The organism is Symbioplanes lichenis (assembly GCF_030709675.1).
In the GTDB taxonomy this organism is placed as follows: domain Bacteria; phylum Actinomycetota; class Actinomycetes; order Mycobacteriales; family Micromonosporaceae; genus Actinoplanes; species Actinoplanes lichenis.
In genome coordinates, this window is record NZ_JAUZQD010000003.1 from 607,600 (window position 1) to 633,372 (window position 25,773).

The window sequence follows — 25,773 nt, forward strand, 5'->3', positions numbered from 1 at the left end:
TCACGTCCGCGTGGCCGGCCAGCCCGCCATGGCCCGCACGCCGTGGCCGATCGCGCGCTCGTCCGGGTCGAAGGCGCGGCACGACACAAAGATGCCGGTGCCCCCGGCCGCTGCAGCACGGCGGGGGCACCGGCATCCGGCCCCTCGGAAATGTCTGTGGTGACGCGCTCTCGTCGCGCCGGACCCACCTTAGGGCTACCGTCCGCGACCTTCCCTTAACAGTTCCTGAAGCTTTGCGCAGGTTTGCCGCAGAGAAGTGTGGAGGAAGATCGAATGTCCTAGCGGCTGGGGTAGAAGCCCGTCGGGAGGGCGGCGGCCTGTCGTTCCGCCTCCCGGCTCCGCATGCGCAGCCTCAGCAGCAGGGCGACGCCGACGAAGACGAGCAGGGCGCCGACGATCAGGCCCGGCCCGAGCAGGCTGGGCGGGCCGCCCCCGCCGGCGGCCGGGACGGCTTCGATGTCGTCGGCGGACTTCTCGGGCTCCGGGGTGTCGATGGGCGCCAGGGACGTCTCCGAGGGGGAGGGCTCCGCGGTGGGGGAGGGCGACGGCGACTTGGTGGCGGCTGGCTCCTGGCCCACGACCGGGCTCGTCCCCGACGTTTCCTGCAGCAGCGTGCCGTCCTGGGTGAAGGCCTGCGGCTGGAAGAGCACCCGGCCGGTGTCCGCGTCCTCGTCGAAGCTGATCCGGTAGGTCGCGGTGACCGTGCGGCCGCGGCAGAGCTGGCCCGGGTCGAGCTCGCGGTCGGTGATCCGGGCGACCTTGCCCTCCTCCTGCCGGCGCACGCCGAACTCGCCGTTCTCCTCGATCCGGGTGACCCTCAGGTCGTCCAGGTCCGGCCCGTCCACCTGCGCCAGCAGGGACCACTGCACCTTGATGCAGCGGTTGCGGTCGGAGGACACGACGACGGTCAGGGTCCGGGCCTCGGCGCCGGCGCCGAAGGTGGCGGGCAGCTCCGTGATCTTGACCTCGAACCCGGGCTCGACGGCCGCGGCCGCCCCCGGGGTCGTGACCAGAGCCGCGGCGGTGGCCAGTGCGGCCCCCGCCGCCGCAGCGCGATACCGCACAGCGATCATCTCCTCACGCACAGTTATTGACGTGCCCCGCACGTGAGGTAGTTCGGCCCGCCCGCGCGAAAGGTTCACGCGCGCGGGCGGATGTCACCCGGGCCCGCCTTATTTTTCGCTTAGCTCCCTGTTACTTGACAGTGTCTTCGCAGCTCAGAGGGCTTATGGTCGGCCCCGGCCCGATCATGGGAGGAAAAACGCGCCAAAGAACTTCCCGATCGTTCATCCGAAGCGGCCCGCGACACGTAGATGGGGGAGGGCAGGGACCGGGGCAACGCACCGTGAGGAAAGGCAGGAAGCACCGGACCGCCCGACAGTACTGAGCGCGGGGCATCCCCCACGGATGCCGGCACCGGCACCGCCCACGCCGGTCGTCTCACCGCTGCGGAGAACGAGGAGCTATGGCCCGGACGAAGACGAAAGAACGCGCCACCGCCAAGGTGGACGTCGAGATGGGTGCCACCGGCGGACCTACCCCGCCGTCGAAGCTCACCATCGCCTTGCTCGGCGTCAGCATCGTCGCGGCCCTCTGGGCCGCCATGATGCTGGTTCCGGCCGGGCGTGTCGCCTACGTCTACATCTTCAGCTACCTGGAGTACTACATGGGCGTCCTGTCGCTCGTGTCGCTCTCCATCACGATCATGGTCGGGCTGCTGTCGACGGACCGCCTGGTCCTGTCGATCCGCCTGCGCCTGATGTTGCAGTCCACCCACCGCACCACCGGCGTCATGGCCGTCTCCGCCCTCGGCGTCCACCTGTGGACCAAGTTCGCCGAGGGGCACATCCGGCTGATCGACATGTTCATCCCGGGCCTCTACCCGGGCTTCAACAAGGTCTGGGTCGCCTTCGGCACCATGTCCGGCCTCATCATGGTCTTCACCATGTGGACCGGCATCATCCGCGCCCGGTTCATCGGCCGCGGCAAGCCGTGGATGTGGCGCGCCCTGCACAGCGTCTCCTACCTGATGTGGCCGATCGCCATCCTGCACGGCCTCAACGCCGGCCGCCCGGGCGCCGTCTACGTCATCGTCGGCTACGTCCTCTGCGTGCTGCTGGTCGTCATCGGCCTGGCCGTGCGGATCGCCGTCAGCCTCAACCGCCGCAAGGACTTCGCCTCGCAGCAGGGCACCGCCGGCGGCGGCGGCATCACCGGCGGCATGAGCCCGGTCGGCAAGATGGCGGCCGCCGGCAAGGGCCGCGGCCGCGCCCGCGGCGGCATGGACGACGCCCTGGTCTCCGACCGCGGCAACGCCGTGCAGGCGTGGAAGCCGGCGGCCCCGCCCAAGCCCGCCGCCGCGCCGGCCCCGGCGGCCGAGCTCGCGCCGCCCGCCCCGGCCGCGCCCGCCCCGGCCGGCCCCGCGGCCGCGCCGGCCCTGCCGGAGCGCGAGGACACCCAGACCCGGATGCGCCGCCCGCGCCGCGACGACGACGAGCGCTACGACACCCAGACCCGGATGAGCCGCCGGGAGCTGGAGCAGACCGGCCGCTGGGAGCTCGAGGACGACGACGAGCCGATCCGCCGCCCGCGCCGCCCCCGGGTCGAGGAGGACCTGCCGCCGGCCCCGCGCCAGCGCCGCGGCGAGGAGTTCGACGAGCCCACCACGGCCATCTCGCGCCGGGCCCTCGACGACGGGCTGCGCCGCTACGACGACGAGGAGGACGTGCCGCCGCGCCGCCGCCGCCCGGACGACGACGAGCGCTACGACACCCAGACGCGCATGCGCCGCCCGGCCCGCTACGCCGACGAGGAGGACGTGCCGCCCCGCCGCCGCGCCGACGACGACGAGCGCTACGACACCCAGACCCGGATGCGCCGTCCGGCCCGCTACGCCGACGACGAGGACGCCGCCATGCCGGCGCCCCGGACCCGCCGGGCCCTGCCCTCCGCCGAGGAGGACCTGCCCGCGCCCCGGGGCCGCCGCGCCGCCATGGACGACGACATCCGCGAGGACACCCAGACCCGGATGAGCCGGCGGGCCCTCATGGACGACGACGTGCGCGAGGACACGCAGACGCGGATGAGCCGCCGCGCGATCATGGACGACGACGACCGCGAGGACACGCAGACGCGGATGCGCCGGTCCCGCTACGCCGACGAGGAGCCGCCGGCCCCGCGCCAGCAGCGCCGCTACGCCGACGAGTACGCCGAGGACGAGCGTTACGACACGCAGACCCGCATGCGCCGCCCCGCCCGGTACGCGGACGACGAGCCGCCGGCCCCGCGCCGCCGCTCGTCCCGCTACGCCGAGGAGGGCGAGGAGGTGCCCCGGGGCCGGCGCGACCGGGGCGCCGACGTGGACCGCGCCGACTCGGGACGCCACAGCCGCAGCGAGTTCGTGGACCTCGCGGCGGACGTGGATCCGGCGGACGACGACGAGACGCCGACGATCGTCGACATGGCGCAGCGCCGCGCCCGCCGGGCGGAACAGCAGGAACCCGTACGCTCCGGGACGGGCCGGGGGGCCCGCCGAGGATCCCGGGGCGCGACGGCTGAGGAAGCAGACGACGCCGGATACTGGGCGACGCTGCGAGGGGAAGCTCAGTGAGGCACGACGCACCAAGTGAGGCACAGGCGTGAGCGGCGGCAAGGTTCCTCCGGTCACGTCGATCGGGACACCGCGGATCACCGCGGGCTTCGACGAGTACGGCCGCCTGGACCTGCTCGCGCACCAGGAGGTGCACGGCGGGTTCGCGGCCCTGTCCAGCGGTGAGCTGGTCGGTCTGGCCGACCGGATCGAGCTGCGCGGGCGCGGCGGGGCGGGCTTCCCGTTCGCCCGCAAGGTCCGCGCGGTCATCGACTCCTGCCGCCGGCAGGACCTCCCGCCGATCATCGTGTGCAACGCCACCGAGGGCGAGCCGCCGTCCTGGAAGGACAAGGCCGTGCTCACCCGCGGCCCGCACCTGATCCTCGACGGGGTGGCCCTGGCGGCCGCGGCGCTCGACGCCGAGGAGATCGTGATCGGCGTCGCCGACGACGGCATCGGCATGGAGTCGCTGGCCGCGGCCCTGGCCGAGCGCCGGATGCCGGTGCCGACCCGGATCGTCACCGTCCCGCACCGGTTCATCTCCGGCGAGGGCGGCGCCCTGGTCCGCGGGATCAACGGCGAGGCGCACATCCCGCCCGGCCGCAAGGTGCGCTCCAGCGACAACGGCGTCGGCGGGCTGCCCACCCTGCTCTCCAACGCCGAGACGTACTCGCAGCTGGCCATCGCCGCCCGGCTCGGCCCGTGGGAGTACAACTCGGTCGGCATCCCGGAGGAGCCCGGCACGGTCATGCTGACCGTCGGCGGCTCGTCGACCGCGCCCGCCGTGGTGGAGGCGCCCTCGGGCACCCCGCTCATGGAGGTGCTGGAGATGTGCGGCGCCGACATCGGGCCCGGCCTGCTGGTCGGCGGCTACCACGGCAAGTGGATCACGCCGGAGGCCGCGAAGACCGTCACGATCTCGCGCAAGGGCTTCGCCAAGGTCGGCGGCACGCTCGGCGCGGGCATGCTCATCCCGATCGGCTCGCAGACCTGCCCGCTGGGCGAGGTCGCCCAGGTCGTGCAGTACCTGGCGGGCGAGTCGGCCGGACAGTGCGGCCCGTGCCGCCTCGGCCTGCCGGACCTGGCCCGCGCGGTGACTCTCGTCTCGCTGGGCGGCAACGCGGTCGAGAACGTGCGCCAGGCCGCCGGCGTGGTCAAGGGCCGCGGCGCCTGCAGCCACCCGGACGGCACGTCGCGGTTCGCGCTGTCCGCCCTGGAGGTCTTCGCCCGCGACGTGGAGCTGCACGCGAACGGCGAGGGCTGCGGCAAGCAGGTCCGCGGCATCCTCCCGCTGCCCTACCACCAGCAGCAGGGCGCCCGGAAGCTGGCGCTGGACTGGTCGCGCTGCGACGGGCACGGCCTGTGCTCGGCGGTCGCGCCCGAGATCATCCGGCTCGACGCCAACGGCTTCCCGGCGTTCCCGCAGACGCCGCTGCCGCCGTGGCTGGAGAACGGCGCCCGCAAGGCCGTCAACGTCTGCCCCGCGCTGGCCCTGCGGCTGACGGAGGCGGGCAAGAAGTGAGACGACGGGTCCTGCTCGCGGCGACGGCGGCGCTGGCTCTCGGCGCCTGCGGCTCGCCCGCTCCGGCGACGTCCGGCGCGGCGAAGCCCCAGCTGCTGGCCTTCACGGGCAGGACCCTCGACGGTACGCCGTACGACGCCGCGACTCTCGCCGGCAAGCCCACGATCCTGTGGTTCTGGGCGCCGTGGTGCGCCACGTGCGCGAGCGAGGCCATGTCGATCGCCGACCTGCACGACGAGTACGGCGACCGGCTCAACATCCTCGGCATCGCCGGGCTGGGCGGCAACAAGGAGATGCACGAGTTCGTCCGCGACCTCGAGGTCGGCCAGGTCACGCATCTCGACGACGAGGCCGGGGACATCTGGCGCCGGTTCGGCATCACCGAGCAGAGCACGTACGTCATCCTCGACGGCGCCGGCACCAAGGTCGTCGAGAGCTACCTCGACGATCAGCAGCTGACCAAGCAGGTCAAGGCGCTGGTGGCCTGACCCGTGGGGACGCCGGTGCTGCTCGCGCTGACCGCCGGGATGCTCGCGGCCGTCAACCCGTGCGGGTTCGCGGTGCTGCCCGCCTATCTGTCCGTCCTTGTCGCCGGGGACCGGTCACTGGGCCGGGCGCTGACCTGCACGGCCGCGCTGACCGCCGGGTTCGTGGCGGTCTTCGGGACGTTCGGGCTGCTCCTGATGCCGCTCGCGGGCACGCTGCAACCCCGGCTGCCGTGGCTGACCGTGGGCTTCGGGCTGCTGCTGGCCGTACTCGGCGGATGGTTGCTCGCGGGGCGGTCGCTGCCGTCGATCGGGCGGCTCGCGCGGGCGCCCCGGCTGACCGGCACGCTCGCGTCGATGGTGCTCTTCGGGATGGCGTACGCGATCGCCTCGCTGGGTTGTGCGATCGGCCCGTTCCTCGCGCTGGTCGTGTCGGGGCTGCGGGCCGGGCCGACCTTGTCGGGCAGTGTGGTGTTTCTCGCGTACGCCGCCGGCATGGGCCTGGTCATCGGCATGACGGCCGTGGCGGTGGCGCTTCTGCGGCAGTCCGTGGTGACGCGAATGCGGCGAGTGGCGGCTTTCGTCCCCCGCGCGGGCGGCGCCGTCCTGATGCTGACCGGAGCGTACGTGGCGTGGTACGGAGGGTACGAGCTGCGCCTTGTCAAGGACCTGGGTACTTCCGGGCAGGATCCCGTCGTGAATCTTGCCTCCGCCGCCCAGCACGCGTTGAGTGATCTGGTCAGGCGGCTGGGTGCCAGCTGGTTCGCGGTATTGTTCGCCGTCCTGGTGCTGACAGCCGTGCTGTCCGCCCGCCGTCGCCGCACCGCAGTGGGGAGTTGATCGTGGACACCGCGTACCGCGTGAGTCCACTCCGTCAGGGTGACCCCGAGCAGCTCGGGCGCTACCGGCTGACCGGGCGCCTCGGCTCCGGCGGCATGGGCGTCGTCTATCTGGCCCGCGACCCCGACGGCACGTACGTCGCGATCAAGCAGGTCCACGTCACGCTGATCAACGACCCGGAGTTCCGGGGCCGCTTCCGCAGCGAGGTCGAGCGGGCCAAGCAGGTGCCGCCCTTCGCCACCGCCGAGGTGCTCGACTACGACCTCGACCACCAGCCGCCCTACCTGGTCGTCGAGTACGTCGACGGGCCCAGCCTGGCCGAGGTCGTCGAGGACCGCGGCCCGCTGCGCTCGGCGGCGCTGCACTCGCTGGCCGTCGGCGTGGCCACCGCGCTGTCCGGCATCCACGGTGCCGGGGTCATCCACCGCGACCTCAAGCCCGACAACGTGCTGCTCGCCCCGGGCAGCCCCAAGGTCATCGACTTCGGCATCGCCCGGGCGTTCGAGGCGACCAGCCAGCACACGCGCACGGACCAGATGGTGGGCACGGTCGCGTACATGGCGCCGGAGCGCTTCTCCTCCGAGCCCGGCACGCCGCTGACCGCCGCCGCCGACATCTTCGCGTGGGGCTGCGTCGTGGCCTACGCGGGCACCGGACGCACGCCCTTCCACGGCGACTCGCCCCCGGCGACGGCCGGGCGCATCCTCACCCAGCCGCCCTATCTCGAGGGGCTGTCCGAGCCGTTGCGCGGGCTGGTCGAGCTGACCCTGTCCAAGGACCCCGCCGACCGGCCGACCGCGCGTGAGCTGCTCGACATGCTGCTCGGCGACGTGCCGGTCCCGCGCCCGGCGTCCGCCGCCCCGGCCGCGACTCCCGCCGCCCCGGCTTCGTCGAAGCCGGCCGCCACCGGACCCGAGTGGGCGGTCCCGGCTCCGGGGTTGCTGCGCGGCGAGACCCCGGCGGACCCGTACGCCCCGTCGTGGAAGCCCTCCGACGAATACGGCCTGAGCGCCGGCCCGTACGAGCACTACCAGTCCGCCCCCGCCACCGACCGCCGCCGGGCGCGCCGGGGCAAGCTGCTGGCCGGCTTCGCCGTGCTGCTCGTGGCGGCCGGGCTCGGCACCACCGGGCTCGTGCTGGCCCAGGCGGACGAGAGCAAGCCGCCCGTGCGCGCCGCGGACAGCGGCGGCGCGGCCGGGGTGGGCGCCGTGGTGCCCGGATCGGCCACGCCGTCGCGGGAGCCGGCGCCGGGCTCGGTCCCCGCGACCGACCCGCAGGACTACACCGAGCCGGAGCCGAGCCGCGCGGCCACGCGCACCTCCAAGCCGAAGCCCTCGAAGACGGTGAAGCCGACGCCGAAGGAGCCGACCGGCGGCGAGCCGATCATCCAGGACCCGCTCAACCAGCCCGGCCAGTGGCTGGACAGCGAGATCCGCGAGCAGCAGGCCAACTGCTTCACCCAGGACGTCATGCGGGCGGGCCGCGTCGACCGGGGCACCTATCAGTGCGTCGGGCCGGACGAGTCGGTGACCAACGACTTCGGCGTCGAGGTGACCACCTCGCTGCAGTCGGCCGGCAGCTGCGCGGCGATCTGGTTCCACTGGGCCGACGACCGCGGCGGCGACGTGCTGCGCGTCTGCCAGGACGAGATCTCGGTCGCCGCGGACAAGCCGGACAGCAAGACGGTCTTCGACAAGGTCACGCTCAAGAAGAAGATCGCGCTCAAGAAGTCGGTCCGGGTGCACGCCGTGGTGCGCGAGGGCTCGGTGCAGGTCTTCCGGGACGGCGCCTTCGTCACCGACCTCGACCTGCCCGCCTCGGAGCCCGACCGCGGCCAGATCCGGCTCGGCATCAGCGTCGAGGCCGTCGACGTCACCCCGCCCTACACCGTGCACTTCGCGAACGTGGACATCCGCTCGCTGTAGAGGGCCGATTAAGCCATCGCTTAACTTGCCGTTGACACTCTGATCTCAGGGCGAATCATGGCGGCATGCAGGTTCCGGCCCCGTTCGAGTACGCCCGTGCGTCCACGGTGGACGAAGCCGTCGCTCTGCTCGAGCGGCTCGGCGACACCGCCCGGCTGATCGCCGGCGGGCACAGTCTGCTGCCCATGATGAAGCTGCGCCTGGCGAGCTTCGACCACCTCATCGACATCAACGACCTGCACGGCGAGCTGGGCTACATCACGGTCACCCCGGACGAGGTACGCATCGGCGCCCTCGCCCGGCACCGCGAACTGCTCGAGTCCGACGAGCTCGCCGCCGTGCACCCGATCTTCCGCGACGCGGAGCGCGTCATCGCCGACCCCGTCGTCCGCAACCGCGGCACGCTCGGCGGCTCGCTGTGCCAGGCCGACCCGTCCGAGGACCTGTCCGCGGTGTGCACCGCGCTCGGCGCCTCGTGCGTGATCCGCGGGTCCGGTGGCTCGCGCGTCGTGCCGATGGCGGACTTCCACCGCGGCCCGTACGAGACCGCGGTCGGCGAGGGGGAGATCCTGACCGAGGTACGCGTCCCGGTGCACGCGCGCGCCGGGAGTGCGTACGCCAAGGTGGAACGCCGCGCGGGCGACTGGGCCGTGGTGTCCGCGGGTGCCTTCGTGCGCCTCGCCGCGGACGGCACGATCGCGGACGCGCGCGTGGGGCTGGCCGCGGTCGGGCCGAACACGACCGGGATCCCCGGCATCCCGGCGGCGTTGCGCGGGCGGGCGCCGGCGGAGGACGTGTACGCCGAGGCGGGCGCGATCGCCGCGGAAGGCTGCGACCCCGCCACCGACCAGCGCGGGAGTGCCGACTACAAGCGCCATCTCGCGGCGGAGCTGACCAGGCGGACCCTGCGCGTCGCGGTGTCCCGGGCGGGGGGTTGAGGCATGCGGGTCACGATGATCGTCAACGGCGACGAGGTCACCCGGGAGATCGAGGACCGGCTGCTGCTCGTCCACTTCCTGCGCGACACGCTGGGCCTCACGGGTACGCACTGGGGCTGCGACACGAGCAACTGCGGCACCTGCGTCGTGTGGCTGGACGGCGAGCCGGTCAAGTCGTGCACCGTGCTCGCGGCGATGGCCGGGGGCCACGAAGTGCGTACGGTCGAGGACCTCGCGGCGAACGGGACGCTGGATCCCGTCCAGGAAGGCTTCATGCAGTGTCATGGGTTGCAGTGCGGTTTCTGCACGCCCGGGATGCTCATGACCGCGCGGGCGCTGCTGGACCGCAACCCGGACCCGTCCGAGAGCGAGATCCGCGAGGCGATCTCCGGGCAGATCTGCCGCTGCACCGGCTACGCGACAATTGTCCGATCTGTGCGATGGGCGGCTTCGTCATGACGACGGTGGACAACGACCTCAAGCCCGTCGGGTACGGCCGCATGTTGCGCAAGGAGGACCCGCGCTTCGTCCGGGGCCGCGGCCGCTACACCGACGACGTCCAGCTGCCCGGCATGCTGCATCTCGCGATCCTGCGCTCGCCGTTCGCTCATGCGCGCATTGTTCATATGGACACCACGGCCGCCGCCGCCCTGCCCCGGGTGAAGGCGGTCGTCACCGGCGCCGATCTCGCCGGGCTCGGCCTGGCCTGGATGCCGACGCTCTCCGGCGACGTGCAGGCCGTGCTGGCCACCGACAAGGTCCGCTTCCAGGGCCAGGAGGTCGCCTTCGTCGTCGCCGAGGACCGCTACGCCGCGCGCGACGCCCTCGAGCTCATCGACGTCGAGTACGACGTGCTCGACCCGGTGATCGACGCCCGCCGGGCCCTCGACCCCGCGGCGCCGGTGATCCGGGACGACCTCGCCGGCAAGACGGACAACCACTGCTTCGACTGGGAGACGGGGGACGCGGCGGCCACGGCTGCTGTCTTCGAGCGCGCCGACGTCGTGGTGTCGCAGGACCTCGTCTATCCGCGCGTGCACCCGGCGCCGATGGAGACGTGCGGGGCGGTCGCCGACTTCGACGCGGTCGAGGGCCGGCTCAAGCTCTGGTCGACCACCCAGGCGCCGCACGCCCACCGCACGCTCTACGCCATGGTCGCCGGCATCCCCGAGCACAAGATCCAGGTCATCTCGCCGGACATCGGCGGCGGCTTCGGCAACAAGGTCCCGATCTACCCCGGCTACGTGTGCGCGATCGTCGGCTCGATCGTCACCGGCAAGCCGGTCAAGTGGATGGAGGACCGCTCGGAGAACCTCGTCAGCACCGGCTTCGCCCGCGACTACATCATGCGCGGCGAGATCGCGGCCACCCGCGACGGCAAAATCCTGGCCATCCGCACCCACGTGCTCGCCGACCACGGCGCCTTCAACGGGACGGCCGCGCCGGTCAAGTATCCTGCCGGCTTCTTCGGGGTGTTCACCGGCAGCTACGACATCGAGGCGGCGTACTGCTCGATGACGGCGGTCTACACGAACAAGGCGCCGGGCGGGGTCGCGTACGCGTGCTCCTTCCGCATCACCGAGGCCGTCTATCTGGTCGAGCGGATCGTCGACTGCCTGGCCTACGAGCTGGACATGGACCCAGCTTTGTTGAGACTGCGCAACCTGCTCAAGCCTGATCAGTTCCCCTACATGAGCAAGACCGGCTGGGAGTATGACTCGGGTAACTACGAGCCGACGATGCGGCTGGCTCTCTCGCTCGCAGGCTATGACGACCTCCGCCGGGAACAAGCGGAACGACGTTCCCGAGGCGAGATCATGGGGATCGGGATAGCGTTCTTCACCGAGGCGGTGGGGGCGGGACCGCGCAAGAACATGGACATCCTCGGCCTCGGCATGGCCGACGGGTGCGAGCTGCGCGTTCATCCGACCGGCAAGGCCGTCGTGCGGCTCTCGGTGCAGTCGCAGGGCCAGGGGCACGAGACGACGTTCGCCCAGATCGTGGCCGAGGAGATCGGGATCCCGCCGGCCGACATCGACGTCGTGCACGGCGACACCGACCAGACGCCGTTCGGCCTGGGGACGTACGGCAGCCGATCGACGCCCGTCTCCGGAGCCGCCGCCGCGCTCGTCGCCCGCAAGGTGCGGGACAAGGCCAAGCTGATCGCGGCGTCGATGCTGGAGGTGTCCGTCGCCGACCTGGAGTGGCAGAAGGGCAGCTTCTCCGTCAAGGGCGACCCGGGCGCCGCGGTCACGATCCAGGACATCGCGATGCGCGCGCACGGCGCCGGTGACCTGCCCGACGGGCTCGAGGGCGGGCTCGAGGCGCAGATCTGCTACAACCCGTCGAACCTGACCTACCCGCACGGCGCGTACATCTGCGTGGTCGACATCGACCCGGGCACCGCGGTGGTCAAGGTGCGGCGGTTCGTCGCGGTCGACGACTGCGGTACGCGGATCAACCCGATGATCATCGAGGGTCAGGTGCACGGCGGGCTCACCGACGGGGTCGGCATGGCGCTCATGGAGATGATCGCGTTCGACGAGGACGGCAACTGCCTGGGTGCGTCGCTCATGGACTACCTGCTGCCGACCGCGCTGGAGGTGCCCGACTGGGAGACCGGCTTCACGGTCACCCCGTCGCCGCACCACCCGATCGGCGCGAAGGGCGTGGGGGAGAGCGCCACGGTCGGGTCGCCGCCCGCGATCGTCAACGCGGTGGTCGACGCGCTGCGCCCGTACGGGGTCCGGCACGCCGACATGCCGCTCACGCCCTCCCGCGTGTGGGACGCCATGCGCGGTCACGCCCAGCCGCCGATCTAGGGGGTTCCGTGCTGTCCATAGCCGAGCGGGCCGCGACGCTCACCCAGCAGCGGCAGCCCTTCGTGCACGCGACGGTCGTCCGCGCGCAACAGCCCACGTCCGCCCGGCCCGGCGACGCGGCGGTGATCCTGTCCGACGGATCGCTCGAGGGCTTCGTGGGCGGACACTGTGCCGAGGGTACGGTCCGGGCCGCGGCCCTGGACACGCTGCGCGACGGGTCCACGCTGTTGCTCCGGGTGCTCCCGTCGGCGTCGGACGACTTTCCCGAGGCGCCCGGGGCCCGCGTGGTCGTCAACCCGTGTCACTCGGGCGGCGCCATCGAGATCTTCCTCCGGCCCGTCCTGCCCGCCCGGGTGGTGACGGTGGCGGGCTCGTCGCCGATCGCCGCGGCGGTCCGGGAGCTGGCGCTCTTCCTGGAATGGGAGGTGGGGTCCGCGTACTCCGGCGCCTCCGCGGCCGTGGTCGCCTCGCTCGGCTCCGACGACCATGCCGCCGTCCGGGCCGCCCTCGACGCCGAGGTCGGGCATGTCGCCCTGGTGGCGAGCCGGCGACGCGGGTCGGCGCTGGTCGAGGAGCTGGGGCTGACGGCCGGGGAACGGGCGCGGGTGCACTTCCCGGCGGGGCTCGACATCGGGGCGCGTACCCCGCAGGAGATCGCCCTGTCCATCATGGCCTCCCTTGTGGGGGTGCCGCGCGTGGCGGCCGTCGCGGCGCCGCGCACCGCTGTCGACCCGGTGTGCGGGATGACGGTCACTGTCGGTCCGGATGCGGTGGTCGCGGGAGACCATTACTTCTGCTGTACGGGATGCCGCGACGCGTATGCCGCCCGATAGCTCGTCGGATCTGCGGCGCCGGCTCGATGCCGTGGGTTACCTGGCGGACGACGGGCTCGCCATGGCCGCGTTCCTGGCGGTGCGGCTCGGGCGGCCGCTGCTGCTCGAAGGCGAGCCGGGCGTCGGGAAGACCGCGGCGGCCAAGGCCCTCGCCGGCGCGCTCGGCACCGTGCTCATCCGGCTGCAGTGCTACGACGGGCTCGGCGTCGCGGAGGCGCTCTACGAGTGGAACCACCAGCGCCAGCTCCTCGCCGTCCGCTCGCCCTCGGTGAGCGACCTGTTCACGGAGGAGTTCCTGATCGAACGGGCGGTGCTGCGGGCCGTACGCCATCCGGGCCCCACGCCGCCCGTGCTGCTCATCGACGAGATCGACCGCGCCGACGACGAGTTCGAGGCGCTGCTGTTCGAGTTTCTCGGGGAAGCCGCGGTGACCGTGCCGGAGCTGGGCACCTTCACGGCCGCGCAGCCGCCCCTCGTGGTCCTCACCTCCAACCGCAGCCGCGACCTGCACGACGCGCTGCGCCGCCGCTGCCTCTACCACTGGATCGACTACCCGGCGCCGGCGCGGGTGGCCGAGATCGTCCGCCGCACGGTGCCGGGCGCCTCGGAACCGCTGATCGGCGCGGCCGGTGACTTCGTCGGGCGGGTACGCGCGCTGAGCCTCGACAAGGCGCCCGGGCTGGCCGAGACCATCGACTGGGTTGCCGCGCTGACTGTGCTCGGCGTCACCGACCTGCTCGCGCCCGAGGTGCCGGCCACCCTCGGCGCCCTCGTCAAGACCCCGGACGACCTCGCCCTCGTCACCGCTCTCGGAAGGCCTGGCCATGAAGATCGTTAACGAGTTCACGGTGCACACGCCGGTCGCCCGGGCCTGGGAGGTGCTGACCGACCTGGCCGGCATCGCCCCGTGCCTGCCCGGCGCGCGGCTGACCGGAGTGGACGGCGACACGTACCAGGGCCGGGTGAAGGTCAAGGTCGGGCCGGTCGTCTCCGACTTCGCCGGCACGGCCCGCTTCGTCGAGAAGGACGCCGGGGCCCACCGCGCGGTCATCGACGCCAAGGGCCGCGACGCCCGGACCTCGGGCAACGCGAGCGCGACGGTGATCGCGGCGCTGCGGCCCGAGGGCGACAGCACGGTCGTCAGCGTCGACACGGACCTGCGGATCTCGGGGAAGCTGGCCCAGTTCGGCAGCAGCATGATCAAGGAGGTGTCGGGCAAGCTGCTGGCCGAGTTCGTCACCAACCTCGAAGCCAAGCTGGCCGCCGATTCGCCCGCGCCTGCCCCCGAACCCGCCTCTTCTCCCGCACCGGTTTCCTTGCCCGGGACGGACGGCGACGCACTCGATCTCGTGCAGTTCGCGGGCGGCTCGGTCGTCCGGCGCCTCGTCCCCGTCGCCGCCGGACTGGTGGTCGCGGCGGCGGTCATCGTCTGGCTGGCCCGGCGCTGAACGCGACGGATGGCTCGCTCCTCAGCCGGTCTTCTCCGCCGGCGCGGTGAAGCTGGGCTCGGCCGCCGCCAGCCGGGGGACCGCCACGCCGAGCCGGCGCGCTTCCGCCAGCGTGTCCCGGCCGATGGCGCGCAGCTCCTCGGGATTGGCGTGCGCCTCCAGCACCAGCCGCACCGGTGCGAAGCGGCGGACCACCCACGGCAGCACCCGCGCCGTCAGCCCCGCGGGCACCCGGAGCGGCAGCACGTCGCTTCGATGCCGTCGCAGGTCGATGCCGCGCGCCTCCACGAGCGGCAGGAGTTCGCGGATGGCGAGCACCGCCTCGCGTACGGCGGCGGGCTTTCCCATCAGGGCGGACAGCGACCCGAGCCGCAGGCTCTGCGTGTGCAGGCCGGCGTTCTGGACGAAGTGGAGCCACAGCCAGCCCCGGAAGTCCTGCTGTTCGCTCAGCCTGAAGCCGGCCCCGCGGAGGAGCTCGCGCACGGCCCGTTCGCGTTCGGTCGGCGGCCCGTCGAGGGTGCCGACGAAGACGACGGGCAGCAGGGAGGCGCGCAGCACTCCGTCGTCGCCGAAGCCGCCGCCGGCGCCGGGGAAGCCCCAGGCGACCTGTCCGGCGGGCAGCGCGGCGACCGCGTCGGCCGGCTCGACCCACAGGTTGTTGAAGACGAGCACCGTGGCCTTGCTCACCCGCGGTCCCAGGAAGGCGACCGCCTCCGCGAAGTGATAATGCTGCACGCTCAGCACGATCAGGTCGAAGTCGTGGTCCGGCTCCAGCGACTCCCGGCAGCGCACCGGCCACGACTCGGCGACGCGCTCGCCGCGCAGCTTGCGCCGGGTGTCGAGGATCTCCAGATCGATTGCTTCCCCGTACGCCGCCGAGCGGCCCGGCCGCACGTAGAACTCGACCTCGTGTCCGGCTCGCGCCAGGGCCCACCCGTACGCGGCGGCGATCACGCCCCGGCCGAACATCAGGATCTTCATGGCGCTCCCCATGGCCTACAATCGGAGGCTGTCTCCATTTCCAAAATATGGAGACTGTCTCCACTTGTCAACGTGAGGTTCCGCGTGAGTCCTGAGAAGCCGTTGCGCGCCGACGCCCGGCGCAACCGTGAAGCCCTGGTCGCCAAGGCGCGCGAGATCTTCGCCGCGGGCGACTTCGATCTGCGCTTCGACGACTTCGCCAAGCTGGCCGGCGTGGGCACGGGCACGCTCTACCGGCACTTCCCGACCCGCGAGGCCCTGGCCGAGGCGGTCTATCGCGAGGAGCTGACGGCGATGGTCGCCCGGGCCGGCGAGCTCCGGAAGACGCACCCGCCCGCGGAGGCGCTGGCGGCGTTCCTGCGCGGCGTCGTGGACCTCATGTACTCCCACCAGGGGCTCGCCCGCACACTCGCCACGCTCATGTCCCCGCAGGTCGACGTGCTGGCCGAGGGCGACCAGACGCTGGGACGGGCCGTCGCCGAGCTGATGACCGCCGCCGCCGAGGCCGGTGCCATCCGCGCCGACGTGGGGGCCGGCGCCGTGATGCTGGCGGTGCAGGGCATCTGCACGACCGCCGAGCATCCGAGCAGCCGCGCCGACGCCGACGACATCATCACTGTCGTCCTCGACGGCCTGCGGAGGGAAGCGGCGCCATGATCCCGCGGGGCGTCGATCGGGCGGCTTTCGCGGTGGCGCTGGCCGAGCGCTCACGGCAGGCCGGAGTCGTGAGTGGAGTCACCGCGGCGGGCGATCTGACGGCGGCCCTGGGTGTGACGCGGCCGGCGACGTGGGACGACCTGTACTGGGTGTGCCGCGTCACCCTGGTGAGCCGGCGGGCGGATCTGACCGCCTTCGACCGATTGTTCGCGGGGCTGAGGGAAGAGGCGGCGCGCCCGGCCGGTGCGGCTGCCGCCACGGGCGCTTTCGTGCGGCTTCCGGCGGCTGACGGCGTACGGGATCAGGGGGGTCTGCCCTGGGCCACGCGCCCGGCGGTGGTCGCCGCGGCGGACCGGGCCGACGGGAAGCCCGCGGTGCCCCGGTTGCGGGCCAGTGTGGGGGAGGCGGCGGCGGACCGGCCCTTCGCGGAGTGGGCGCCGGGGGAGCTCGAGGCGCGGCTGCGGGAGGCGGTGTGGCCGCTGCGGCGCTCGCGACGGGTGACGTACGACACGAGCGGGCGCGGGATCGCTCTGCGGGAGACGTTGCGGCGGGCCCGGCGTACGGGCGGGGAGCCGATCGAACTCGTCCGGCGGCGACCGGTGCGGCGGCCGCGCCGGGTCGTGCTGCTGTGCGACGTGAGCCGGTCGATGCAGGCGCAGGCCGAGGCGTACCTGGCGCTGGTGCGGGCCGTGGCGACGGTGGCCGACGCGGAGGTGTTCGCGTTCGCGACCCGGTTGACGCGGCTGACGCCGGTGCTGCGCGACGCGGGGCCGGCCGAGGCCGTACGGCGGGCGAGTGAGCTGGTCACGGACCGGTTCGGCGGGACGCGGATCGCCGGGTCGGTGCGCGCGCTGCTCACGTCGCATCACGGCGAGTCGGCGCGCGGGGCGGTGGTGGTGATCGGCTCCGACGGCTGGGACGGTGATCCGCCGCACGAACTGGGGCCGGCGCTGGCGCGGCTGCGGCGGCGCGCGTACCGGATCGTGTGGCTCAACCCACGGGCCGGCGCTGCCGGCTTCGCCCCCCGGACCGGCGCGATGGCCGCCGCCCTGCCCTACTGCGATGCCCTGCTGCCCGCGGCGACTTACGCGGACCTGGTGGCCGCGATCCCCGAGCTGGTGATCAGCTCCACAGTGTCACGTGCACGCTGGGTCTTCAGCTCCACAGCGTGACGTGCACGCTGGGTTTGAAGTGGCCGGCGGTGACGCCGGCGCCGCGCATCATCGCCTGGATCGCGCGCGGCGTCGCGGTGAAGCGGCTCAGCTCCGCGGCCGGCGAGGTGCCCGGCTCGGCCAGGAAGAGCGAGTGCCACACCGCGTCGGACGACACCTGCGGCCCGGTGACGTGCACCAGATGCCCGTGCGCGACGTCCTGCGCGATCGTGAACGACAGCGCCGCCGCCACGCCCTTGCCCCGCTTGGCCTCCTCGAGCGCCGCCGCGTGACTTTGAAAGATCTGCTGACGCTCCTCGGGGATGCCGAGGCGGCGGAGCATGGCGGGAATCACGCCGGTCGCTGCGGCCGCGGACGGGCCCAGCAGCCACGTCTGCTCGCGCAGCCGTGGCGCGCCGGCGGGCACCCCGGCCAGCGGATGCTGCGGCGCCACGGTCAGCACGACCCGGCAATTCAGGACAGGACGGCTGGTCAGGGCCGGATCGCGACCGCCGGCGAGCGGGTGGGCACCCAGGGCGATGTCGACGGTACGGGACATCAGCAGCGACTCGAACTGCTCCGGCGCCCGGACGCTCAGCTCCACGTCGAGATCCGCCGCCCGTTTGGCGAACGCCTCGAGCAGCCCCGGGGCGGCGTGCTCGGCGAAGAGGCTCGACGCCGCCACGCGCAGCAGCCGCCGGCCCCGGCCCGCCGCGCTGACCTCGAGCACCGTACGGTCCTGGAGCCCCAGCAGCTCCGTCGCGCGGCTCGCCAGGCGCAGTCCGCCCGGGGTGAAGGCGAGCCCCGCCGCCGTCCGCGCGAAGAGGCGGTCGCCCAGCTCCCGCCGCAACTGTCCGATGTGCAGCGACACGGCCGCCTCCGACACGCCGAGCTGGGCGGCGGCGCGCTTGACCGACCCCTGGCGTACGACCGTCGAGAACGCCCGGAGCTGCGCCGGGGTCATGAGCGCGTACCCATGCCGGGAATCTATCGCGCCCGGGGCATCGGCGGCGGCCGATCGAGCAAGCTTTTGCGGCCCCTGCTCGGTGACGGTTGGGCGGCAACCGGCGGACGGGTCTTCGCCGGGGTGACAGCGCCCTATAGGGTGCCTTCCTGTCGGGGGTGTTGCATCGTGCGCGCAGGCGTGCGAGGTCGGGCGGCAGGCGAGCCGCCATGGGGGTGTGGGAGCGGCGCATGGCGGAGGAGCGGAGCACCCCGCTGCGCCCGCGTGACCCGCGCAGCCTGGGGCAGTACGAGCTCGTCGGGCGGCTCGGCGAGGGCGGCATGGGCACGGTCTACCTGGCCCGGTCGGGCGGCGGCACCCTGGTCGCCGTCAAGATGATCCGCGCCGACCTGGCCCACGACGACGAGTTCCGCCGGCGGTTCCGCAGCGAGGTCGAGCGCGTACGCCAGGTGCCGCCCTTCTGCACCGCCGAGGTCCTCGACGCCGACCCCGACCACGAGCACCCCTACCTCGTCGTCGAGTACGTCGACGGGCCCAGCCTGGCCGACGTGGTCGAGGAACGCGGCCCGCTCACCAGCGCCAACCTGCACAGCGTCGCGATCGGCGTGGCCACGGCCCTCACCGCCATCCACGGCGCCGGCATCATCCACCGCGACCTCAAGCCACGCAACGTGCTGCTCGCCCCGGGCAGCCCGAAGGTGATCGACTTCGGCATCGCCCGGGCCATGGAGGGCGCCACCGGGCACACGGCGGCCGACCAGATGGTGGGCACGGTCGCCTACATGGCGCCCGAGCGCTTCGACGACGCGCTCCTGCTCACCCCGGCGGCGGACGTCTTCGCGTGGGGCGGGGTCGTGGCGTTCGCGGGCACCGGGCGTACCCCCTTCAACGCCGGCTCCCCACCCGCGACCGCCGCCCGCATCCTGACCGGCCAGCCCGACCTCTCGGGTCTCGGCGGCCCCCTGCGCGACCTGGTCGCCCACGCGCTGGAGAAGAACCCGGCGCACCGGCCCACCGCCCGCGAGCTGCTCGACCTGCTCGTCACCGGCCCCCAGGACTCCGGCTCCAGCCCCGCCGCCGCGGCCCTCGCCCACCAGCCCGGCCTGCGCGTCGCCGCCGCCGAGGCCCAGGCCGCGACCGAGCACCACACCGGCCGCCAGGTCACCGCCCTGGCCCCCGCGCGCGAGCTCGTCGGCTACAGCGAGGACTCGATCGTCACCCACCCGCTGCCCGACGGCCCGGCCCTGCCGCCGTCCCCCTTCGGCCGCGACCCGCACCCCCGCCGCCCCTGGGTCCTGCCCCTCGCCGTCGCCCTGCTCGTCATGTCCCTCCTCGCCGTCGGCGGCGTCGTCCTCTCCTTCTGGAGCGGCACCGACCCCACCGGCGGCTACACGGGCAGCAGCCCGGTCACCGACCCATTCCTGCGCGACGCCCTCTCCGGCCCCCGCCTCTGGCAGGAGTCGCAGGACAAGGACGAACAGGCCGGCTGCACCTTCGACGACAACCTCGGCGCCCTCGTGGTCCGCCGCGAGACCAGCGGCGTCTACCGCTGCCGGGGCCCCGCCGACGCCGAACCCGACGACATCCAGGCCGACGTCGACATCCGCCTCCTCACCAAGGACAGCTGCGCCGCCGTCTGGATGCGCTTCGAGGACAACCGCGGCTACCAGGTACGTTTCTGCGAGCGCAACGTCTACGTCAGCACCCACAAGGGCCCCAGGATCGACGTCCTCCGCACCTTCCCGCTGGACGACGCCCCCATCACGATCGGCGCCCCGCCGACCAGCATCTCCGTCACCGCCGCCGGCTCCACCCTCGAAGTGCTCCGCGACGGCGCCACGATCGGCACCGTCGAGCTCACCGACCCGGACATCGCGGGCGGTCAGGTCGTGCTCGGCATCTTCACCGAGCGCTACGCCAAGAACCGGGGGCCGTACGAAGTGGCTTTCAGCGACATCGCCCTCTGGCACCTCGCCTGACCCGCAATCGACCCTTCCGTGCGTCTCGTCTCCGGCGGCGACGCTTGGTGGGTAGTTTGTTCGTCTCCTACCGACCACATTCGGGACTGGTGATAGCGCACTCGCCGAATGTGCCCCTTCTCTTCGCCGCTGTCCGGTTCACGTCGCCGAGACGCTCGCGCATCCCCGTGGAGAAGCGCAGATCGGGCGACGGCCGGTTCCGGTTCTCGGCGCGCAGGCTGATCTCCGGGCGGCTGTCCGGCTTTTCCCCGACCGGAGCTCTCGGCCAGGCTCTGGCCGTAGTGGCGTGACGTCAGGTGACGGTGGGCCCAGCCGTTGGCTCCGATCCCGCACGAGTTCGCCGGCGTTGCCGTCCCCGCGAACGGCCGAAGCCCGGCCCGCGAGCGGCGTGCCGGGCTTCGATCGGTCGTGCTGAGCTGCTGCTGTGGGGTTGTGCTGCGTGTCTGGTCGTATGCCGGCGGGAATCAGTCGCGGGTGAGGCCCGCGCGGCGGAGGGCCTCCGCCATCTCGCTGTTGATCGGGGCGCCGCCGCCCTGGCCACGGCGCTGCTGGCCGCCGCCCTGGCGGGGCTGGCCCTGGCCCTGGCGCTGACCGTCGCGACCGCCGCCGCTGCCGCGCCCGTCGCGACCGCCGCCTTGACCTCCGCGTCCGCCGCCGCCGTCCCGGCCGCCCTGACCGCGTGCGCCGCCCTGGCCGCCGCCGTCCCGCCCGCCGCTGTCACGCCCGCCGCGTCCGCCGCTGCCCTGGCCGCCGCCGCGTGCGTCACGTGCGCCGCCGCCGCGGGCGTCGCGCTGGCCGCCGGGGCCGCTGCTGCCGTAGCCGCCGCGCCCGCCGCCCTGGCGGGGCTCGTCGTTGAGGCGCATGGTCAGTGAGATGCGCTTGCGGACCGGGTCCACCTCGACCACGCGGACCTTGACCACGTCGCCCGACTTGACGACCTCGCGGGGGTCGCTGACGAAACGGTCGGCCAGGGCGGACACGTGGACCAGGCCGTCCTGGTGGACGCCGATGTCGACGAACGCGCCGAAGGCGGCCACGTTGGTGACGACGCCCTCGAGGACCATGCCGGGCTGGAGGTCGGCGATCTTCTCGACGCCCTCGGCGAAGGTGGCGGTGGTGAAGGCGGGGCGCGGGTCGCGGCCGGGCTTCTCCAGCTCCTTGAGGATGTCGGTGACGGTGGGGAGGCCGACCGTGTCGGTGACGAACTGCTCGGGGCGGATCGCCTTGAGCAGCGGGCTGTTGCCCATGGCCGTCCTGAGGTCGGCACCGGCCGAGGCGAGGATCGTGCGGACCACCGGGTAGGACTCGGGGTGCACGCTGGAGGCGTCGAGCGGGTCGTCGCCGTCCGGGATGCGGAGGAAGCCGGCGCACTGCTCGAAGGCCTTGGGGCCGAGGCGGGCGACCTTCTTGATCTCGGAGCGGTTCTTGAAGGGACCATTTTGGTCGCGGTGGAGCACGATGTTCTCCGCCAGGCCGGCGCCGATGCCCGACACCCGGGTCAGCAGGGGAGCGGAGGCGGTGTTGACGTCGACGCCGACGGCGTTCACACAGTCTTCGACGACGGCGTCGAGGGAGCGGGAGAGCTTCACCTCGGACAGGTCGTGCTGGTATTGCCCGACGCCGATCGAGCGCGGATCGATCTTGACCAGCTCGGCCAGGGGGTCCTGCAGCCGGCGGGCGATGGACACCGCGCCGCGCAGGGAGACGTCCATGCCGGGCAGCTCCTGCGACGCGTAGGCCGACGCCGAGTAGACCGACGCGCCCGCCTCCGACACCATGACCTTGGTCAGGTTGAGCTCGGGGTGCCGCTTGATCAGGTCGGCGGCCAGCTTGTCGGTCTCGCGGGACGCGGTGCCGTTGCCGATCGCGATCAGGTCGACATTGTGCTGCTGGGCGAGCTGGGCGAGGGTGTGGATCGAGGCGTCCCACTTGTTCTGCGGGACGTGCGGGTAGATCGTCGAGGTCGCCACGCACTTGCCGGTGGAGTCGACCACGGCCACCTTGACGCCCGTACGGAAACCGGGGTCGAGGCCCATCGTCGTGCGCGTGCCGGCGGGCGCGGCCAGGAGCAGGTCGCGCAGGTTGGCCGCGAAGACCCGGACGGCCTCGTCCTCCGCCGCCTGCCAGAGCCGGACCCGCAGGTCGGCGCCGAGGTGGATCAGGATGCGCGTGCGCCACGCCCAGCGCACGGTGTCGGCCAGCCAGCGGTCGCCGGGGCGGCCCTGGTCGGTGATGCCGTTGCGCCCGGCGATGGCGGCCTCGAAGGACGGCGCGTCCGCCTCGTCGGCGGTGGGCTCCATCGTGAGGTCGAGCACCTCCTCCTTCTCCCCGCGGAACATCGCGAGGATCCGGTGCGAGGGCAGCTTGGTGTAGGGCTCGGCGAAGTCGAAGTAGTCCGAGAACTTCGCCCCGTCGGTCTCCTTGCCCTCGCGCACCTTCGCCACCAGGCGGCCCCGGGTCCACATGCGCTCCCGCAGCTCGCCGATCAGGTCGGCGTCCTCGGCGAACCGCTCGATCAGGATCGCCCGGGCCCCCTCGAGGGCGGCCGCGGCGTCGGCCACGCCCTTGTCGGCGTCGGCGAAGGCCGCCGCCTCGGCCCGCGGGTCCTTGCCCGGGTCGGCGAGCAGCAGGTCGGCGAGGGGCTCGAGGCCGGCCTCGCGGGCGATCTGGGCGCGGGTGCGGCGCTTGGGCTTGAAGGGCAGATAGATGTCCTCCAGCCGGGCCTTCGACTCCGCGGCCATGATCTGCGCTTCCAGGGCGTCGTCGAGCTTGCCCTGGGACCGGATCGACTCGAGCACGGCGGTGCGCCGCTCCTCGAGCTCGCGCAGATAGCCGAGCCGCTCCTCCAGGGCGCGCAGCTGCTGGTCGTCGAGGGTGCCGGTGACCTCCTTGCGGTACCGGGCGATGAAGGGCACGGTGGCGCCGCCGTCGAGGAGCTCGACGGCCGCGGTCACCTGACCCTCGCGGACCCCGAGCTCCTGGGCGATGCGCTGATGGATGGCTGTCGTCACGGCCACGATTGTGTACGAGGGGTCCGACACTTGTCGCGGCGCCCCGCGTATCGGGCGCGATGATCACCCCGTCCGGGCTACGGAAGCCGTGGTCACGGGGGCTGCCCGGCGGCTTTCGGTGACGGCGCTCACGCCTTCAGGCTGTCGCGGTCGTCCTCGCCGGCGGCCGGGCGCTGCACCGGCACCGCGGACGGCCGCGCGTGCCGCACGGCCCACAGGGCCACCTCGGTCCGCGACGACGCGCCGGTCTTGCGCAGGAGATTGGAGACGTGCACGGTCACCGTACGCACAGAGATCCCGAGCACCCGCGCGATCTGCTTGTTCGGCATGCCCTCCGCCAGGCAGCCCAGCACTTCCCGCTCGCGCGCCGTCAGCTCCGCGGAGGCGGGCAGCCGCAGATAATCGGTGAGCGCGTCGGCGTCGCCCGCCTCGGCGAGCAACTCCGTGAGGCGGTACGGGTTGCCACGCGTGTGCCGCCACGCCGCGTCGGCCAGGGCGGCGCTCGGGGCGCTCCGGGCGTACACATGGTCGAGGATCTCGCCGACGTCGCCGGCGGTCAGCGCACCCAGATGGCGCCGCACGGACCAGGGCGCTCCCGCGAGCCGCTCGAGCGTGCGCACGGCGAGCGCCGGGTTGACGGCCACGTCCGGCGGCCGCGACGTCACGACGAGCAGGGCCGGCAGCTCCGCCCCGGCCAGCTCGGCGATCAGGTTCAGACTGGCCGGATCAAGAGCGTGAAGATCCTCCACCACGAGTACGCACGGCAGCCCGCCCACCAGCGCCCGCACCGTGGTGACGGCGAGCCGCAGCAGCGCATCGGGCGTGTACCGCTCGCGGGGGACATCGGGGTCCTGGGCCAGCCACGCGAGCGCCTGCGGGGGCACGGGCAGGTCCGCCCGCGGCGTGGTGGACGCCAGCACCGCGGCCAGCCAGTCGTAAGGTGCGGGGGAGTGCAGCCGGGCCGACCCCCACAACGTCAGCTCCGGCGTCGCGACCTGCACCGCGGCGGCGGCGAGGGTGCTCTTGCCGGTGCCGGGCAGCCCCGTGATCACCGCGGGCACGCACCGGCCCGAGCCCCGCACACGCTCCCACGCGTGCCGAAGCTCGTCGAGCGCGTCCGCGCGACCCACCATCGGTACCGGCATCACTCTCCAACCCTACGTACTACGTACTACAGACATGCCCGGCACCCTTTGGCACTCTGGTGTCATGAGCATGGTGCTACGTGCGGTCGCCGCCACGGACCAGGGTCTGGTCCGCTCGAACAACGAGGACTCGGTCTTCGTCGGCAGCCGGCTGCTGATCGTCGCCGACGGCATGGGCGGGCTGCCCGCGGGCGAGCTGGCCAGCGACATCCTGGTCAACGCGGTCTCCGTCGTCGACGCGCTGCCGGACACCGGCGAGCCGCTCCAGGATCTCATCGCGGCCCTCGGCACCGCCAACGAGCGCATCGAGGCCGCCGTGGCCGACGACGACGCCCGCGACGGCATGGGCACCACGGTCACGGCCCTGCTGCTGGCGGGCGACCGCGTGGCGGCGCTCAACGTGGGCGACTCGCGCTGTTATCTCGTCCGCGACGGCAAGCTCCAGCAGATCACCAAGGACGACACCTACGTCCAGGCGCTCGTGGACCAGGGCGTCCTCACCCCGGCCGACGCCCGCCGCCACCCGCAGCGCGCCCTGGTCACCCAGGCCGTGCAGGGCGGCCCGTTCCGCCCGGCCGGCCGCATGGTCCCGATCCGGCCCGGCGACCGCTTCCTCCTGTGCAGCGACGGCCTCAGCGACTACGTCGAGGACTCGGTGATCGAGGACACGTTGCGCTCGCACGAGCAGCGCGAGGAGTGCGCCGGTCGTCTGATCGCCCGCACCCTCGAAGCCGGCGCCCCCGACAACGTGACCGTCATCGTGGCGGACGTCGTCGAGGAAGCCTAGAAGTGCGCCCGGCCGGGGCGGAGGCCGTCGAGCACAGGCTCGGGCCGCTGACCCCGGTCGGCCCGGTCACCCGTCCCGGGAGTGCTGGCTCGCCGGTGCCGTAGCCGGGGCATAGGCTCGGCGGGTGGTGATCGAGACCGAGCGGCTGGTGCTGCGCCGCTTCCGCACCGAGGACGCCGTGGCGCTGGCCGCCTATCGCAACGATCCCGAGGTGGCGCGCTACCAGTCGTGGAGCACGCCCTACTCGCTGGACAAAGCGCGCTACTCGGTGCAGACGATGGTCGCCGCGGACCCGACGATGCCCGGCTGGTTCCAGTGGGCGGTCGAGCTGGCTGAGACCAGGAGCCTGATCGGCGACGTCGGCGTCAATCTGGCCGACAACCTGAAGCAGGCCGAGATCGGCTACACCCTGGCCACCGAGCACCAGGGCCACGGCTATGCCACCGAGGCGGTCCGCGCCGTCCTCGACCACGAGTTCAAGGTGCTCGGCCTGCACCGCATGTCCGCCGAGTGCGACGCCCGCAACACCCGCTCGTCCCGCCTCCTCGAGCGCGTCGGCTTCACCCGCGAGGGCCTGCGCCGCCAGCACACCTGGATCAAGAACGAGTGGACCGACGACCTCGTCTACGGCCTCCTCGCCGACGAGTGGCTCATCCCCCGCTGACCCGGATCCGGCCGGACAAGGCCGGTCCCGCC

Annotated in this window: 21 protein-coding genes; 16 read left to right on the forward strand and 5 right to left on the reverse strand. The window is 73.0% G+C overall.

The genetic code is table 11. The annotated features are described in order from the left end of the window. Nucleotides 1-278 precede the first annotated feature (278 nt). Entirely contained in the window at nt 279-1,064 is a 786-nt protein-coding gene (locus RAN62_RS09865) for a hypothetical protein (protein ID WP_305784223.1), read from the reverse strand. 401 nt (nt 1,065-1,465) lie between these two features. On the opposite strand from RAN62_RS09865, the gene RAN62_RS09870 reads away from it, so the two are divergent. From RAN62_RS09870 to RAN62_RS09920, 11 genes are all read left to right on the forward strand, one after another. Then, nucleotides 1,466-3,610, forward strand: coding sequence for a translation initiation factor III (locus RAN62_RS09870; protein ID WP_305784224.1), 2,145 nt, complete (start codon nt 1,466-1,468; stop codon nt 3,608-3,610). A 28-nt stretch (nt 3,611-3,638) separates the two neighbouring features. Next, nucleotides 3,639-5,111, forward strand: a complete 1,473-nt coding sequence (locus tag RAN62_RS09875) for an NADH-quinone oxidoreductase subunit NuoF family protein (RefSeq protein WP_305784225.1) — start codon at nt 3,639-3,641, stop codon at nt 5,109-5,111. After that, nucleotides 5,108-5,599: a TlpA family protein disulfide reductase gene (locus RAN62_RS09880; protein WP_305784226.1), complete on the forward strand. Its 492-nt coding sequence runs from the start codon at nt 5,108-5,110 to the stop codon at nt 5,597-5,599. The genes RAN62_RS09875 and RAN62_RS09880 overlap by 4 nt, the downstream gene beginning before the upstream one ends. A gap of 3 nt (nt 5,600-5,602) precedes the next feature. Then, nucleotides 5,603-6,436, forward strand: coding sequence for a cytochrome c biogenesis CcdA family protein (locus RAN62_RS09885; RefSeq protein ID WP_305784227.1), 834 nt, complete (start codon nt 5,603-5,605; stop codon nt 6,434-6,436). 20 nt (nt 6,437-6,456) lie between these two features. Then, entirely contained in the window at nt 6,457-8,361 is a 1,905-nt protein-coding gene (locus RAN62_RS09890; protein ID WP_305784228.1) for a serine/threonine protein kinase, read from the forward strand. Nucleotides 8,362-8,426: 65 nt separating this feature from the next. Continuing rightward, a complete protein-coding gene (locus RAN62_RS09895; RefSeq protein WP_305784229.1) occupies nt 8,427-9,299 on the forward strand; it encodes an FAD binding domain-containing protein in 873 nt (290 codons plus the stop codon). A 3-nt stretch (nt 9,300-9,302) separates the two neighbouring features. Next, complete coding sequence (locus RAN62_RS09900) at nt 9,303-9,758, forward strand: (2Fe-2S)-binding protein (RefSeq protein WP_305784230.1); 456 nt, start codon at nt 9,303-9,305, stop codon at nt 9,756-9,758. Then, nucleotides 9,740-12,121 carry an aerobic carbon-monoxide dehydrogenase large subunit gene (locus RAN62_RS09905; RefSeq protein ID WP_305784231.1) on the forward strand — a complete coding sequence of 794 codons (2,382 nt, stop codon included), beginning with the start codon at nt 9,740-9,742 and terminating at the stop codon, nt 12,119-12,121. The genes RAN62_RS09900 and RAN62_RS09905 overlap by 19 nt, the downstream gene beginning before the upstream one ends. Before the next feature lie 8 nt (nt 12,122-12,129). Next, nucleotides 12,130-12,954, forward strand: a complete 825-nt coding sequence (locus RAN62_RS09910; protein WP_305784232.1) for an XdhC family protein — start codon at nt 12,130-12,132, stop codon at nt 12,952-12,954. Continuing rightward, nucleotides 12,941-13,792, forward strand: coding sequence for an AAA family ATPase (locus tag RAN62_RS09915; protein ID WP_305784233.1), 852 nt, complete (start codon nt 12,941-12,943; stop codon nt 13,790-13,792). Before RAN62_RS09910 ends, RAN62_RS09915 begins: the two co-directional genes overlap by 14 nt. Continuing rightward, entirely contained in the window at nt 13,779-14,402 is a 624-nt protein-coding gene (locus RAN62_RS09920) for an SRPBCC family protein (protein ID WP_305784234.1), read from the forward strand. The genes RAN62_RS09915 and RAN62_RS09920 overlap by 14 nt, the downstream gene beginning before the upstream one ends. A 21-nt stretch (nt 14,403-14,423) precedes the next feature. Here the strand turns inward: RAN62_RS09920 and RAN62_RS09925 are convergent, their stop codons facing one another. Next, complete coding sequence (locus RAN62_RS09925; protein ID WP_305784235.1) at nt 14,424-15,383, reverse strand: ketopantoate reductase family protein; 960 nt, start codon at nt 15,381-15,383, stop codon at nt 14,424-14,426. Between the two features lie 84 nt (nt 15,384-15,467). Between RAN62_RS09925 and RAN62_RS09930 the strand changes: the two genes are divergently transcribed. Both RAN62_RS09930 and RAN62_RS09935 read left to right on the forward strand, forming a co-directional pair. Continuing rightward, nucleotides 15,468-16,040, forward strand: coding sequence for a TetR/AcrR family transcriptional regulator (locus RAN62_RS09930; RefSeq protein WP_305784236.1), 573 nt, complete (start codon nt 15,468-15,470; stop codon nt 16,038-16,040). Beyond that, nucleotides 16,037-17,212, forward strand: a complete 1,176-nt coding sequence (locus RAN62_RS09935) for a vWA domain-containing protein (protein ID WP_305784237.1) — start codon at nt 16,037-16,039, stop codon at nt 17,210-17,212. The genes RAN62_RS09930 and RAN62_RS09935 overlap by 4 nt, the downstream gene beginning before the upstream one ends. On the opposite strand, the gene RAN62_RS09940 is transcribed toward RAN62_RS09935, so the two are convergent. Further along, the gene (locus tag RAN62_RS09940) at nt 17,196-18,155 is read right to left on the reverse strand and encodes a LysR family transcriptional regulator (RefSeq protein WP_305784238.1); all 960 of its coding nucleotides are present in this window, start codon (nt 18,153-18,155) and stop codon (nt 17,196-17,198) included. The two genes, RAN62_RS09935 and RAN62_RS09940, sit on opposite strands and share 17 nt — an antisense overlap. Before the next feature lie 230 nt (nt 18,156-18,385). On the opposite strand from RAN62_RS09940, the gene RAN62_RS09945 reads away from it, so the two are divergent. Continuing rightward, nucleotides 18,386-20,134, forward strand: coding sequence for a serine/threonine-protein kinase (locus RAN62_RS09945; protein ID WP_305784239.1), 1,749 nt, complete (start codon nt 18,386-18,388; stop codon nt 20,132-20,134). Between the two features lie 464 nt (nt 20,135-20,598). Here RAN62_RS09945 and RAN62_RS09950 read toward each other — a convergent pair whose 3' ends face one another. Together RAN62_RS09950 and RAN62_RS09955 are read right to left on the reverse strand one after the other, a co-directional pair. Then, nucleotides 20,599-23,145 carry a Tex family protein gene (locus RAN62_RS09950; RefSeq protein ID WP_305784240.1) on the reverse strand — a complete coding sequence of 849 codons (2,547 nt, stop codon included), beginning with the start codon at nt 23,143-23,145 and terminating at the stop codon, nt 20,599-20,601. Nucleotides 23,146-23,273: 128 nt separating this feature from the next. Next, the gene (locus tag RAN62_RS09955; RefSeq protein ID WP_305784241.1) at nt 23,274-24,290 is read right to left on the reverse strand and encodes a helix-turn-helix transcriptional regulator; all 1,017 of its coding nucleotides are present in this window, start codon (nt 24,288-24,290) and stop codon (nt 23,274-23,276) included. 64 nt (nt 24,291-24,354) lie between these two features. Here RAN62_RS09955 and RAN62_RS09960 point away from each other — a divergent pair, with 64 nt between their 5' ends. Both RAN62_RS09960 and RAN62_RS09965 read left to right on the forward strand, forming a co-directional pair. Continuing rightward, nucleotides 24,355-25,077 carry a PP2C family protein-serine/threonine phosphatase gene (locus RAN62_RS09960; RefSeq protein ID WP_305784242.1) on the forward strand — a complete coding sequence of 241 codons (723 nt, stop codon included), beginning with the start codon at nt 24,355-24,357 and terminating at the stop codon, nt 25,075-25,077. A gap of 124 nt (nt 25,078-25,201) precedes the next feature. Continuing rightward, entirely contained in the window at nt 25,202-25,741 is a 540-nt protein-coding gene (locus RAN62_RS09965) for a GNAT family N-acetyltransferase (RefSeq protein ID WP_305784243.1), read from the forward strand. Nucleotides 25,742-25,773: the final 32 nt, after the last annotated feature.